The sequence below is a fragment of the Nonomuraea sp. B208 genome, assembly GCF_057536035.1.
Window position 1 is genome coordinate 62,838 of the sequence record NZ_BAAJOU010000029.1, and the last position, 12,976, is coordinate 75,813.

Sequence of the window (12,976 nt, forward strand, 5' to 3'; positions counted from 1 at the left end):
GAGGATGCCCGCCCGGCGCGGCCGGGCGGGCGGGGACGTGGGTCAGGCGTGTAGGGGGCACGAGGGGTGCGGGTAGGCGATCATGTCGCCGTACTCGTCCACGCCGAGGTCACGGGCGGTGGTGCATGCCCCATTGCAGTCGGGCGGTGCGCTGGGCGCAGTGTCGGGCTTCTCGGTGGCGGCCTGGTTGAGGATGAGGAACTCCTCGGGCTCCTGCTCGGTCACTCGGCCGGCCTGACGAGCTCGGCGACGTCGCCCCAGCGGTTGGAGACGGCCGTGAGGAGAGTCCGCTCCTCCTCCATGGCGGTCGTGTCGCGCTGCCATTGGTCGTGGTCGAGCAGGTCAGCGATCTGGTCGGCGATGAGCGCGTCCAGGGTGGTGGGGTCGAGGGCGTCGAGCTCCCACGAGCTGTAGCCGTGCTCGATGACGTACCTGCCGGACCGGGAGTCCGACATCTTCGCCGGGTTGGGCGGCGGGTTGTACTGCTCGACCTGGTCCATGTTGAGAGCGATGCGGATGATTTCGACGTCGGCGCCGAACAGCTCCAGGCGCTCCCGGATGTCGCGCGTCATGTCCACACCGGAGGGGTCGTGATCGCCCAGGTGGAGAATGACGGGCTTCTGGTCGCGCCGGTTGTAGCGGATGAGCCGCTGGGCGGCCTGGTGGACCTCACTGATGCTGGTGTAGCCCCGGCACGAGAAGTAATCGACGTCGTGGCGCTGGCAGACGCCAGAGATGACGCCGACGAGGGCGTCCTTCTCGATCCATACCTCGATCCGGTGATCTTGATTAGCCCACCGTTCGGTGCGGTAGCTGTACGCGACGCTGTCGATGATGTGGCTGGGGTCGTTCCAGTGGGGCAGGCCGCGCAGGTTGCGGGTGCGGTCCACGATGTAGTCCCAGTCCATGGCGCCGGCCAGCCGGGCGTCGGACACGATCTCGCCGAGCCACTTGTACTTCTTCTGGCTGTTCTCCAGCCAGCCGCGGGCGACGAACTGGTAGTAGAGCTGCCGGAGGGTGAGGTCGAAGCCTTGGCGCTGGTAGTCGGCGCAGATGGCGTTGGCCTTGTCGATGATGTCGAGGTGGGTGGTGTTGAACTTCTTGGGGATGTAGCAGCGGCGGGCCATGAGGGCTCCAGGGGAGTGTCGAGGGTGGGGGGCCGCCCGGCGCGCGGGCCGGGCGGGGGCTGGGGTCAGACGGAGTACAGGTGACGGTCGTCCGCGAGGGGCACCGCGCGCAGGTGGTGCTTGGGCCGCCGGTGGCGGGCGATGTAGGGGGTGGCAGCCTCGGTGAGGGCCTGGATGAGGGGGGTCTCGGCGAGCCAGGCGCGCGGGTTGCGCATCATGGCGCTCGCCTCGTCGTCGCAGGCGTGGAGCACCTCGTCGTACGCCTGCGTGTGGAACGGCGGCATCGGGACGTCGCGGAAGGCGTTGGCGGCGGCCTGGACGATGCCCTCGTGCTGCCGGTCGATCCAGACGAGGATGTTGCGGGCGTATCGGGGGCTCATCCGGGCGATGTCGTGCTCGACGCCCTGCTCGTCCATCCAGGTCTCTTCGTCGTCGAGGCGCGCGTACCAGTTCGAGTGCATGGGGGTCCTTCAGGGTCAGGCGGCCTTGACGGCGAGGGCGAGGGCGAGAGGGGTGGTGGCGATCCATCCGCGCGGGTCGGTGACGGCGACGGCGGACTCCAGGAGCGGCGCGCGGGTGCGGCTCTCGGCGAGGGCTTCGGCGGGGTTGCCGAGGAGGTAGCCGATGACGTCGTTGGAGATCCGGCGGGCGTGGATGTCGAGCCAGGACAGCGCCGAGTACGCCTGGATGGGCGTCATGGCGGCGATGCGGTGTGGCCTGCCGTGCTCGTCGGTCCAGGTGTCCGTCTGGCCGAGGCGGGCGAACCAGTTCGCCGGGGCGGGCGGTTCGGGCGCTGCCGGGGCGGGCGACGTGGGAGGTGCCGGGGGCGGGCCGAAGGAACTGGCGGGCCAGAGGGCGAACACCGGGGGGCCGTCCCCCGGGTCGTATCCGTACGCGCCGGGGTGGTAGTCGCCCTCGGGGTCGTAGTACTCGTAGTCCATGTGCGCGCCGAGCGGTACGAACCGGGCCTTGTCGTCGTAGTCGTGGTCCGGGACGACGATGAGCATGTCCGGGTCCACCAGGGCGAGGTGTTCGAGCAGCTTCGCGAGCTGGCGGGTGTTGATGGCCTTGTCCAGCTCGTGGTTGTCGATGCTCTCGTGGTAGGGGGCGATGAGGGCGGCGACGCGGGGGCCGTCGCCGGGGTTGCGGGTGAGGTGGCCGACCGTCTGCTCGGGGTGGTAGGTGTCCTCGAACTGCTTGAAGTAGCCGATCTCTACGCGGCCGGTGAGCCGCCAGGCGAGCGAGCCGTAGAAGCTGCTCACCATGACGGGGGTCGGGTCGTCGTCCGGTTCTTCGTACTTGGTGGCGACGGCCAGGGCGGCGCGGGCCTTGGCGACGGTCATGGGCAGGGTGACGTCAGTCACGGGTGTGTGCTCCAGCGTGGGGAGGAGGGCCCCCGCCCGGGAGTAGTCGGGCGGGGACCGGAGGGCCGGGAGGGTCAGGCGGCGGCGGGGACCGCGTACAGGCGGTCGGTGTCCTTGCCGAGCTGCACGGCGGCCGAGATGGCGCCGAGGACGATCTCCGGGCGCATCCGGCGGTCGAACTTCACGTCGGACTCGGAGCCGCCCTTGTAGGTGTCCTCACCGTCGCGCGCCTCGCCGGGGCCGAACATCCGCAGCGTGACGTCGCCGTCCTGCTCGTGCACCTCGACGTGGAAGCCGAAGCCCTGGTAGACGCGGGTGAACAGGGCGTCGTAGCCGCCCAGCTCCTCGGGGTCGCGGCCGAGGTCGGCGAACCCGAGGCCGGTCAGCTCCGCGTGCAGGTAGCCGTGGAAGGGGCGCAGCGTGTAGTCGATGGCCATGGTGGTCCTTTCGTGATTCCTGGGGCGGATCGAGCGGGCTGGGGGACCGCTCCCCCTCGCTCACTCACAAGTAAAAGCATAGGGGTTATTTATTCTCCTGTCTAGTCGGGCGGCCCAAGTTCATGGAACAGCGCCTCAAGCTCGGCGATCTTGTCGCCGTCCTCCCCCGGCAGGTCCACGAGCAGCGTCAGCACCGCGATGTCCTGGGGCGGCATCCGGAACCCCGTCTTGCCCTCCCGCGCCGCCGCCGCGACCGGTTGCAGGATCGTCGTGAACGTCGCCAGCCGCTGCGCGAGCCGCCCGCGCTCCCGCTCCCCCGCCGCGCGCCCCACCCGCGCGCCCACCATGTAGGCGCACACCGCCGCCGGCACCACGGCCAGCGACGCCACGCACGCCCACTTGATCACCGCCACCACCGTCTCGGCGGCCGTCATGACCGCCCCCGAAGGTGGTGCTCGCGCAGGAAGTGATTCCGCCAACCGGCGTACGCCGCCGGCGTGTGCGGGGCCGGCTGCCAGGAAGCGCGCGTCGGGCACCCCCGGATCAGGCAGCGCCAGCGCGGCCGCTTCGGCTCGTCGGCGGCGGCCCTGGCCATCGTCGTCGTCATGGCCGGGGTGTGTAGCGCAAACCGTCCTTAGTGTCCTGCGCTGCTGGTCAGCGCGACGTTAGCCCGTTTCGTCCCTACTCTCTGCGCCCGGGTCCCCAACCTGACACGCCCTTGTCCGCCACGGCGGGCCGGGGCGCTGAGTGGCTGGGAGGTCCCGCGTGGGCTCCGAGAACGTCTTCATCCCGCAGCAGGCGCGGCTGTGGCTCGCTCCGGTCGGCACCGCCGCCCCGGACGGCCCGCTCGCCACCATGCCGAACGCCTGGTTCGACATCGGCCTGTTCACCCCGGACAGCTTCAACTGGAGCACGGACCCGAGCTTTGAAGAGACGCGGGCCCACCAGTCGAATTACGCGGTTAGGCGCTGGCAGACCGAGGACTCGGCCACGATCGAGGTGGACCTCCTGGAGTGGTCCGCAGCCTCCTTCAGAGCCGTGTACGGCGGCGGCACGATCGAGAAGGTGACACCCGAGGGCGGCGGCGCCGCCTACTTCCGGTTCACGCCGCCCGCGATCGGCTCCCGCGTCGAGACCGCGGCCTGCCTGGAACTGATCGACGGCAACAAGAGGCTCCGCCGCATGGTGCCCCGGTGCGAGCAGACTGAGGGTGTCGAGCAGAGCTTCCAGAAGACGGAGGCGTCTACGCTGCCGCTCCGGCTGAGCGTGCTCGGCGGCGACATTGGCGCCCCCTACTACGATCTGCTCCCCGCCACTTGGGCAGCGTTCGACCCGGACCCGGACGGCACTACCCCATAACTGGGGATCAGCGCGCGGGGGCGTCAGCCGTACAGGCTGGCGCCCCTTTCGCACCTCGGCCCCGTCGGCCGGCGCAGCTACATTGGGCCTGGTGGCAGAGGTTCCAACCGTGGTCGACGTCGTCACCGAGCCGGACGACGCGCCCGAATACCCGCTCGGCCGGCCCGTGCGGTTCACGTGGGCCCGCCGAGGCCGGCGGCCGCGCACATACCGGGTGGGCGAGGTGCTGCAGGCGTGGACCACCGCCGGGGAGTGGTGGCGGGAGGATCTGCCGTACGACGCCCCGCTGGACGTGTGGCACTACCGGGTTGAGGCCTCATCCGAGGCGGGAGCCGGCGTGGTCGTCCTGTCGCTGGACGTCGGGGTTGAGGAACCGGTGGACAGCCGTTGGCGCTGAGAACGATCTTGACTGCAGGGAGCTGAGGCTGTTCTTGGTTGCGAAGCTTCCCTAACGTGTTGCCTGGTCCCGGCGGCGGCGGGCGGCGCGGATCTCGGCGTCGGCGACCTTGTCGTCGAGCAGCGCGTACAACTGGGTCGTCTCGGTGGAGGCGTGTCCGAGGCGGCGGCGGACGGCCTCGATGGAGACGCCGGCGTTGATGAGCTCGGTGGCGTGGGCGTGGCGCAGCTGGTGGATGTCGATCTCCACCCCGGCCGCTTGGCAGTAGTTCTGCCAGCGGTGGTGGGCGGCGTCGTAGGACAGAGGTCCGCCGCGGCCGTTGATAGAGGCGCGAAACAGCGGCCCGGCGCTGTAGCCGGCGCGGGCGAGGTAGAGCTTGAGCAGGGTGACGTAGCCGCGGTCGTCGAGCAGGACGGTGCGGACGCTGCCGCCCTTGCCGTGGATGCGCACGTGTTCGTCGTCTAGGCGCAGATCGAGATCCTCCACATAGAGACCGCAGACTTCCGAGGCTCGGGTGCCGCAGACGTAGACGGTCTCGAACAGCACCCGGTCGCGTAGCCGGTCCAGCGGCAGGTCCTTGCGCGGCCGCCGCGAGCAGATCACCGCCAGCAGCTTGGCCACGTCGGCGGCCGCGGCCGGGCGGGGCAGGTTCTTGGGCACTTTGACGGTGTCGATGCGGTCCATCGGGTTGGCGTCCAGGAGGTCGTGGCGGACGGCCCACTTGGTGAAGGAGGCGACGGCGGCGCGCTTGCGCTTGCGGCTGGCCGGCGACAGCTCGGCGAGCTCGGCCAGGAACGCGCGGACCGGCGCGGCGGTCAACTCGGCGAGTTCTTCGCCGTGGTGGGCGGCGAACGCGATCAGGTCGCCGCGGTAGGCGCGCCGGGTGTGCGCCGACTTCCCGGCGTTGGCCAGGTCGGTGAGGAAGTCGTCCAGATGCCGGGCGAGCGGGTGGGAGCGGCCGAGCTGCTCGGCGATGACCGGATCCACCGTGCCGACCTCCACCATCCCCCAGGTTGCCAGATAACCGGGAAACGAAGCATCCGCGCCGGACGACGGTTGCCCAGCTCGGGCCCGGCCCGCGGCGGCCATCTTGCCAGATAACAACAGCTATCCCGTAACCATTGGTCTCCATCCTGCTGATTCGCACCGCAAGGCCCCGCTCGCATGGAGCAACCGGCTGAGGGTCGCTGCGGACGCCGACGGTGAAGAACATCACACGGCAAGCGTGGCGGTGAACGTCTGGCGCCTCTGGAAGGCGGGGTTGAGCAGCATGCGAACGAAAAGTCTCGTTTAGCCATCCCCAAAGCCCCGCTTGGCGTGGATGGCTGTTCCGATGCGGTTGACCTGCGGAATCGTGCTGCTCAGAGGGTCGTCGAAGCCGTTTCCCCGTAACAGTTCGATTTTGCACCTGGCCCGCGCTGATGGATGAGTCCTACCTTCGGGGCTCATGCCAGTTGAGTTCTTGAGCGATGAAGAGGCGGCCGCGTACGGCCGCTACGTAGGGGCACCGACGCGGGCCGAGCTGGAGAAGATGTTCTTCCTCGACGACGCGGACCGGAAGCTGATCGGGCGCCGCCGCGGCGATCAGCACCGGCTCGGGTTCGCCCTGCAACTCACCACGGCCCGGTACGTGGGCCGGTTCCTGCCGGACCCGCTGGAGGTCCCGGCCGAGGTGATCGACTACCTGGCCGACCAGCTCGGCGTGGCGGACGTCTCGCAATCAAACAGTACACCGAGCGGCGCCAGACGCAGTTCGGCCACCAGGACGAGATCATGAAGGCGTACGGGCTGCGGGAGTTCTCCGCGGTCGAGGCGGAGTTCACCGCGTGGGTGGATGCGCGGGCGTGGAACACCGGGGACGGCAAGAAGAGCATCTTCATCGACGGCGTGAGCTGGCTGCGCTCCAACAAGGTGCTGCTGCCGGGGGGGGACCACGCTGACCCGGCTGATCGCCCGGGTGCGCGATGAGGCGACCGAGCGGCTGCACGACACGCTGTACGGGATCTTGTCGCCGCGGCAACAGGCGATCCTGGCCCGGTTGCTGGAGGTGCCGGAGGGGCGCGATCGTCGGATCTGGAGCGCTGGTGCAAGGGCCCGTCGGTGCCCTCGGGCCGGAACATGGAAAGGCGCTGGAGCGCGCCGGGGAGATCCTCAGCGTCGGCCTGGGTGCGATGGAGCTGCCGCCGGGGGTGCCGCACCGGCGGATGGTGGACCTGGCCCGGTACGGGATGACCGCCACGGCGACCACGCTGCGCCGGCACGGCCCCTCACGTCAGCTGGCCACGTTGCTGGCCACCGTCATCTACCTGGAGGGCAAGTCGGTCGACGACAATCCCGTTCCGATCCCCCTCGCGGGCCCGTTCGCGACTTCGTCGCGGCGCGGGGCGAGGTGATGAACCTCGACCGGTTCGCCCTGGCCCGAGTCCCGATCGGGCTTACTCCAGTGTGAACGACGGTTCGGTGTTGTCCGGGGCGACGAACGCGAGCAGGCGGGCGGCCTCGTCTCGTACCGCTGCTTTTTCGGATCCCGACAGTGGCCGGAACGGTGCGATGTGCAGGTGGCCGTTCGTGAGCGTCCAGCTGCCTTCCGCAAAGCCGTCGACGAGGAACAATGGCACGCCCCCGGAGGCCCTGGGCGCGATCCGCCGGCGATTCTCCTCGCTGATCACGCGGGTCCGGTCCCGGTACCCGAGGACGGCGTTGTCGAAGGCGGGCAGGAACCGGACCGGCGCTGGTCGGTCCGGTTCGCCCAGCGGTGCGTCGGGCAGGTCGAGCAGTTCGCCTCCCTGCTCGTCCCGGAAGGCGCGCAGTTTCGGCCGCAACCCTTCGACGACCTTGCGGAGCCGGGTCGATCCCGACCAGGCCTGGATGTCCATGACACTGGCTGGACCGAACGCGGCGAGGTAGCGCAGGACCATCGCCTCCGGTTGTGGCGCGTCGGTCAGCGGGCGGCCGAGCCATTCGTCAGCCAGGGTGACCGGTGTCCCACGCCGATGCCCCCACCGGCCCCAGGTGGAGTGGGGTGGTGGATGCACCAACGCCTCCAGCAGCTCGATGGCCTCGGCCAGCCGGCCAGGGGCGCGGCCGGGGAATCGGTCGGTGAGCAACTGGCCGAGATCCCGGCGGGTGAGCGTCTTTCCGGTCAGTACCTGTCGGCTGACGCGGGCGAGCTCGTCGAGATCCATCCCCTCGATCTGGGTGGCGTAGTACGCGTCGGTCAAGGCTTTCCGCACAGCGGGCGCGACCGTCGGCCACAGCCAACGGAAGTCCTCGCCGCTGGCCAGGTGTTGGGTACAGCGCAGCATAGTGGCGTGCACCACGTCGCGGCTCTCGAGCAGGGCCGTCAGGTCATCGTGCCGGAAGTTCTCCAACCGCGCCCACAGCCCCACATAAGGTCCGTTGGGCATTTGTGCCTGCATCGCCACGAGGTGCTCGATCGCCTCCAGCGGAGTACGAGGAACGCGCCGGGCCAGCAGTTGCCGCTCCAGGAGTGTCCGGTTCAGTACCCTCCGGGACAGCTCGGGTACGCCCGATCTCACGACTGGTCGGCCGACCAGTCCATCGGTACCTCTTGAGTGATGGCGATCAGGTTGCCGTCGGCCGCCTTCAGGACGGCCAGCCGGGCTCCGGGCATGTCCACGATGCCGGTTGCCGGGTCGATGTTGTCCCCCGCGGCGGCCTCGGCGGTACCGACCTCGGCGAGCGATCCGTCGGAGATCTCGGTCATCGCCGTCGCCCCGGCGGCGACCAGTGCGCGATGCTCCTGTTCGATATCCTCGACCGCCCAAAAGACCAGCGGATGATCCACCCAGGGCGCCGCGGTGAGCCCGATCTCCACGCCATCACCGGAGAACGCCGCGAAATCGTCGCTCTGGAACGCGGGTGGTCCGCCCAGCAACGCGGTCCAGGCCGCGATGCTGGCGGGCAGATCCCGCGCGGGCAGGACTACATTGCCGAAACCGATAAACCGTGCCATAGGTGGCATTCTTCCATGAGCTGGGCGTCATTCAGACGGTCATCGGTCAGGGGTTCAGACACCGTCATCGTCCACGATAGTGGTGCTGGCGGCACTGACCTCGGGCAGCGCCGCCGTGCCGAGCGGTCGCAGGCCCTTGTCCGGGGCCGAGGAAGCGATCGCGTAGCGGCCCAGGCAGTTGAGGTGGGCGTGGCCCAGCGGGGACAGCCGCGCCACGTCCTCGTCCTTGACCGGCACACCCTGGGCGCGCAGCTGGTCCACGATCGCCGACAGATACCGTGAGTTCCACAAAACGACGGCATTGACAACAAGTCCCAGAGCCGCGAGTTGATCCTCCTGGCCTTCCCGATATGCCTGCCGGATCCGGCCGGCGTTGCCGTGGCAGATCTTGCGGGCCAGGCGGTGCCGGGACTCCTGGACCGACAACTGCTTGCCCAGGCTGCGGCGGTAGCTGGAATCCATCGGGTCCAGCATGCTGAGCAGGTGCATCGTCTTGTCGATGCGGCCGTACTCGGCGAACGCCTGCCCCAGCGGAGTCGGGTTGCCCTGGCGGGCGAACATGCGCAGCAGGTCATAGGCGCGCACCTGGTTGGTCACCAGCGATCCGGCGACGCGGAGCATGTCCGGCCACTGGGTGGTCACCTTCTTGGGGTTCAGCTTGTTCCGGGCGATCGCCTCCAGCACTCCGTAGTCGCCGGTGCTGCGGTCGGGCAGCTCGGTGCGCCAGAATCGCTGGTCCCCCAGGTCGGCGAAGCGGGGCGCGAACCGGTAGCCGAGCATGGAGAAGATCCCGAACACCATGTCACTGTCGCTGGCCTGGTCCGTCGTGACCACCTCGGGTTTCGGCCCGGCATCCAGGTTGATCAAGCAGTCCAGGATGTACAGGGAATCGCGGGGAGTGCCCGGCACCACCATCTGCCCGATCCCCGCAACTTGATCATTGACTGCGTTGAGCCACGTCAGACCCCTTTTGTAACCGTAGTACTTAGGTGAGGGCCCGGCATTGATCGTCTTAACCGGGACAACGAACCGCAGCCCGTCCACCGACGCCAGCAAGCCACCGCCCCACTCCGCAACGATTGGCACCCGGCCCTGGTGCTCAATCAGGATCGCGTTGGCCGCGGCGTGCGTCTCAGCGCGCACATAGTTCTGGTCCACGTGCGAAAGCCGGCCACGGGTCAGCGCCTCATCCCCGGCCTTGATCACCGGCGTTATTCCGACGTTGCACGCCTCGCTGATCAGTAGTGCTACCAGCGATCTCGGCAGGTCGTTCATGCGGGTGGAGACATCGGCCAGGTGCACGTAGGCGGCCAGGAAACCGGTCCATGCGTGCACCTCCAGCAGCAGCTCGGGCAGGTCGATGCGGGGCAGCATGGCCTGGCAGGCGGCCCGTAGCCAGGCCAGCGACTCGCTCTCGCCGAGCGCACCGAGTTTCTCCACCGACAGCCGGGCCCGCCCGCCGCCAGCCGGGGTCACCACCGAGACCAGCGCGTCCTCGCCCGCCTCCTCCAGCCGGGCGGCCATCTGCTTCCAGGCCGCGTCCAGTGCCACGACCTTGTCGTTCAGATGCTTCTGGACCGGGTCGGTGAGCGACAGGGAGGCCAGCACGTCCTCGGCGATCGCCTCCCACTGCGCCCCGGCCAGCAGATGCGCGCGCGGGTCGGCCCAGCGCAGCGACGGCGAGGCGAACACATCCCTGATCGTCAGAGCCCGCAGCAGGTGCTCCAGCACGCACACCACGTACGCGTCCCGATCCACCGCACCCTGCGGCAGGTCCGGGTTGGCATACACCGCCCGCTTCCACGACGCGGTCACCAACGCGGCGTCGATCTCCTTGGGCAGCAGCGGCTTCTTGCTGACCTGCCGTCGCGACAGCTCCGGCAGCCGGCGCACCGCGGCCAGCACCCGGCGCCCGCCCGGTGCAGCCGACAGCGCCTTCGACTCGCCCAGCAGCCGTAGGAACGGGCGTACGGTGTGGTACTTCTCGACCAGCGCGGCGCGCATCGCCACCTCGGCCGCGCCGTCGTCCTCGGGGACCAGGTCCTCCACCACGTCCAGCGCCGCGCGGACCTGTTCCTTGCTGGTGCCGGCGATCTCGGCCACTGCGGTCCACATCGCTGCCACGTCGAGGTCGGCGCCTTCGTGGTCGATCAGGTCGAGCTGGTCGACCAGGACGCGTCCGGCCTTGGCCACCAGCTTGGAGGCCCGCTCCAGCCGGGGCAGCATCCGCAGCCGTTCGTCGGCGGACTTGCGGCGGGCCGGGCTGATCAGTCTGGTGGCCATCAGCAGTGCGAACAGATCGAGGGCGTCGTCGATCGCCTCGGCCTCCAGGCTCCGGGTGACCGCCAGCAGCGTCGCGGTCCGGCGCGGCTCGACCAGCCGGTCCAGGGCCGGCGCTTTGCTGCCCGCCCCGTACTTGGCCAGAGTCTTCATCCGCCGCACCGGCACCTTCGACACCGCCACCCGGCCCAGTCCGAAGCCGGCCAGGTTGTCCACCCGCTGCAGCGCCTTCACCATCTCCGTCCCTGACGTGCGCTTGGGTGCCTGCCGCAGCTTCTCCAACTCCGAGATGCGCGAGCCCTCCGGCACCACCAGCAGACCCGACAACGCGGCGGGCAGGTTCGGATCGGCACGGTGCACCTGTTTGGTCACCACGGTGTACATGCGGACGTCGGCCCGTTCCCGCACGCTGCCCACCAGGCGTTCCAGCACGGTCACCCCGGGCAGCAGCACCCGATGCCGCCGCAGCCACGCCACCGACTGCTCGAACAGCGCCACCGGCCCCTCGGCGTGTGTCCACGCCCGGCCATGCAGGAAGGTCCGGAACTGGCGCGTCAGCTGCCGCTCGCTCCAGCTGCTGGTGTCATCAAAGGTGTGGTAACCGTAGGCGTCCCGGATCATCCACGCGTGCTCGTACGTCGTCTTGAGCCGCTCGGCATACTTCTTGACCTGCGACGTGTCACCGATCCCCAGCTGCTCGGCCAGGTAGTCCACCACCGGCCAGGGCACCGCCAGCGGATCCTCCAGGAACAACCCCTTGTACCGAACGGTCCCGATCTGAACGGCAACGCCCAGCCGGTGAGAATCGGCCCTCGACTGCGCGATCACATGCCGGTCGAAGCTGTCCAGGAAGAAGAACTTCTCCAGGTCTGACAGCGATGGCACCTCGATGAACGAGACGTAGGCGGCCCTCTGCTCGACAGACAGAAATTCCGCAGGCATAGCCCGCACGGTAGGACCATATCGGTCGCGATCAACTCATAGTGATTAACGCGTTACAGGTGAGGATGTTTCAGCCTTCAATGCTTCTTGATCGTTCTCAGCGCCAACGGCTGTCCGCCGGTTCCTCGCCCCCGGACGTGGCGCGGGAGCGCTGGCAGCTCGACAGGTTCGCCACCTGAACCTGCCTGAGACGACGCAAAGCCCCCGTTGGTCTACGGTCCCCGGCGACCTGCCCGCACCGTCTGGAGGACTCGGGGATGATCGACCTAGACATTGACCGCGATGAGCGCCTGGCCGCCATCGCCGCCGAACGCGGCGCGGCCGTAGCCGACACGTTCCCACTGAAGTTCCGCGGCCGCGTCGTGGCCCAGCTCCCGACCGAGTTGCCGCTCGACGTGCTGGAGCCGCTGACGCACGTCGCGGTGGACCTCGGCCTGATCGTGCGCACGGCGCTGGACGCCGCCCGATCCAAGGACCCGGACGCTGCCAACATGGCGCTGCTCGACATGGTGATCGACCAGCTCGTCATCAACAAGAAGCTGCCCGACCAGGTGATGGGCGCCGTCCACCAGATGGCGGTCCGGCTGCTCGGCGAGCAGGGATTCGCCGACTTCTTCGCGCTGCGTCCGGCCCTGCCCGACATGGTGGCGCTCGTGAAGGGACTGCTGAGGGCGTACGGGCTGCGCCTGGGGGAATCCTCTCCGTCCTCCGACTCATCGAGCGGTGGGACGACCTCGACAACTCACTCGCCCACCACTACCCCGGATTCGACGCCCGAGGAGCCTGGAAGCGACCCGGGCAGCCCGGGTTCTTTGGAGTACGGCGGCTACTCACCCGAGCGGAAGGTCTCCCCCCTGATGCCATCGTCAACCTGACGCCCGCGCAGCGGGCCGACCCGTGGCCGCGCGACTACGAGATCCTCACGCAGATCTTGGAGGAGATCGCGGTGCTGGCCGCCGACCGGCGTCGGCCGAAGCCCCGCGAAGCACGACGGCCGGACTGGATCGGAGGCAAGGCGAAGAAGGGCATCGACAGGGCGTTCGGCATAATGGCCGCGACGGCGAACACGATCAAGTAGAACGGGGCGGCAGAAG

General features: G+C 69.1%; 15 protein-coding genes and 1 pseudogene. 6 read left to right on the forward strand and 10 right to left on the reverse strand.

Annotation, left to right across the window (positions count from 1 at the left end; translation table 11 throughout):
• Positions 1–42: 42 nt before the first annotated feature.
• The 6 genes from AC27IY_RS41255 to AC27IY_RS41280 form a co-directional block, all read right to left on the reverse strand.
• Entirely contained in the window at positions 43–225 is a 183-nt protein-coding gene (locus tag AC27IY_RS41255) for a hypothetical protein (protein WP_487181316.1), read from the reverse strand.
• Positions 222–1,127 carry a hypothetical protein gene (locus AC27IY_RS41260; RefSeq protein ID WP_487181317.1) on the reverse strand — a complete coding sequence of 302 codons (906 nt, stop codon included), beginning with the start codon at positions 1,125–1,127 and terminating at the stop codon, positions 222–224. The genes AC27IY_RS41255 and AC27IY_RS41260 overlap by 4 nt, the downstream gene beginning before the upstream one ends.
• A gap of 65 nt (positions 1,128–1,192) precedes the next feature.
• Positions 1,193–1,588 carry a hypothetical protein gene (locus tag AC27IY_RS41265; RefSeq protein ID WP_487181318.1) on the reverse strand — a complete coding sequence of 132 codons (396 nt, stop codon included), beginning with the start codon at positions 1,586–1,588 and terminating at the stop codon, positions 1,193–1,195.
• Between the two features lie 15 nt (positions 1,589–1,603).
• A complete protein-coding gene (locus AC27IY_RS41270; RefSeq protein ID WP_487181319.1) occupies positions 1,604–2,491 on the reverse strand; it encodes a hypothetical protein in 888 nt (295 codons plus the stop codon).
• Between the two features lie 74 nt (positions 2,492–2,565).
• Positions 2,566–2,928 (reverse strand): hypothetical protein, encoded by a 363-nt coding sequence (locus AC27IY_RS41275; protein WP_487181320.1) that lies wholly within the window; start codon positions 2,926–2,928, stop codon positions 2,566–2,568.
• 101 nt (positions 2,929–3,029) lie between these two features.
• Positions 3,030–3,362: a hypothetical protein gene (locus AC27IY_RS41280; RefSeq protein WP_487181321.1), complete on the reverse strand. Its 333-nt coding sequence runs from the start codon at positions 3,360–3,362 to the stop codon at positions 3,030–3,032.
• Positions 3,363–3,693: 331 nt separating this feature from the next.
• Here AC27IY_RS41280 and AC27IY_RS41285 point away from each other — a divergent pair, with 331 nt between their 5' ends.
• Positions 3,694–4,287, forward strand: coding sequence for a phage tail tube protein (locus AC27IY_RS41285; protein ID WP_487181322.1), 594 nt, complete (start codon positions 3,694–3,696; stop codon positions 4,285–4,287).
• 91 nt (positions 4,288–4,378) lie between these two features.
• Positions 4,379–4,684, forward strand: a complete 306-nt coding sequence (locus tag AC27IY_RS41290; protein WP_487181323.1) for a DUF6504 family protein — start codon at positions 4,379–4,381, stop codon at positions 4,682–4,684.
• A 51-nt stretch (positions 4,685–4,735) separates the two neighbouring features.
• On the opposite strand, the gene AC27IY_RS41295 is transcribed toward AC27IY_RS41290, so the two are convergent.
• The gene (locus tag AC27IY_RS41295) at positions 4,736–5,671 is read right to left on the reverse strand and encodes a tyrosine-type recombinase/integrase (RefSeq protein ID WP_148031684.1); all 936 of its coding nucleotides are present in this window, start codon (positions 5,669–5,671) and stop codon (positions 4,736–4,738) included.
• 460 nt (positions 5,672–6,131) lie between these two features.
• Between AC27IY_RS41295 and AC27IY_RS41300 the strand changes: the two are divergent.
• Positions 6,132–6,652 (forward strand): annotated as a pseudogene (locus AC27IY_RS41300) (DUF4158 domain-containing protein).
• A gap of 116 nt (positions 6,653–6,768) precedes the next feature.
• On the forward strand, positions 6,769–7,077 hold the full coding sequence (locus AC27IY_RS41305; RefSeq protein WP_344220279.1) for a hypothetical protein: 309 nt from the start codon (positions 6,769–6,771) through the stop codon (positions 7,075–7,077).
• A gap of 42 nt (positions 7,078–7,119) precedes the next feature.
• Here AC27IY_RS41305 and AC27IY_RS41310 read toward each other — a convergent pair whose 3' ends face one another.
• The 3 genes from AC27IY_RS41310 to AC27IY_RS41320 form a co-directional block, all read right to left on the reverse strand.
• Complete coding sequence (locus AC27IY_RS41310; RefSeq protein WP_344220277.1) at positions 7,120–8,109, reverse strand: winged helix DNA-binding domain-containing protein; 990 nt, start codon at positions 8,107–8,109, stop codon at positions 7,120–7,122.
• Between the two features lie 110 nt (positions 8,110–8,219).
• The gene (locus AC27IY_RS41315; protein ID WP_344220275.1) at positions 8,220–8,660 is read right to left on the reverse strand and encodes a VOC family protein; all 441 of its coding nucleotides are present in this window, start codon (positions 8,658–8,660) and stop codon (positions 8,220–8,222) included.
• Between the two features lie 54 nt (positions 8,661–8,714).
• Positions 8,715–11,882, reverse strand: coding sequence for a Tn3 family transposase (locus tag AC27IY_RS41320; protein WP_344220273.1), 3,168 nt, complete (start codon positions 11,880–11,882; stop codon positions 8,715–8,717).
• A 257-nt stretch (positions 11,883–12,139) separates the two neighbouring features.
• Between AC27IY_RS41320 and AC27IY_RS41325 the strand changes: the two genes are divergently transcribed.
• Both AC27IY_RS41325 and AC27IY_RS41330 read left to right on the forward strand, forming a co-directional pair.
• Positions 12,140–12,757, forward strand: a complete 618-nt coding sequence (locus AC27IY_RS41325; RefSeq protein ID WP_487181324.1) for a hypothetical protein — start codon at positions 12,140–12,142, stop codon at positions 12,755–12,757.
• Between the two features lie 56 nt (positions 12,758–12,813).
• Positions 12,814–12,960, forward strand: a complete 147-nt coding sequence (locus tag AC27IY_RS41330) for a hypothetical protein (protein ID WP_487181325.1) — start codon at positions 12,814–12,816, stop codon at positions 12,958–12,960.
• Positions 12,961–12,976: the final 16 nt, after the last annotated feature.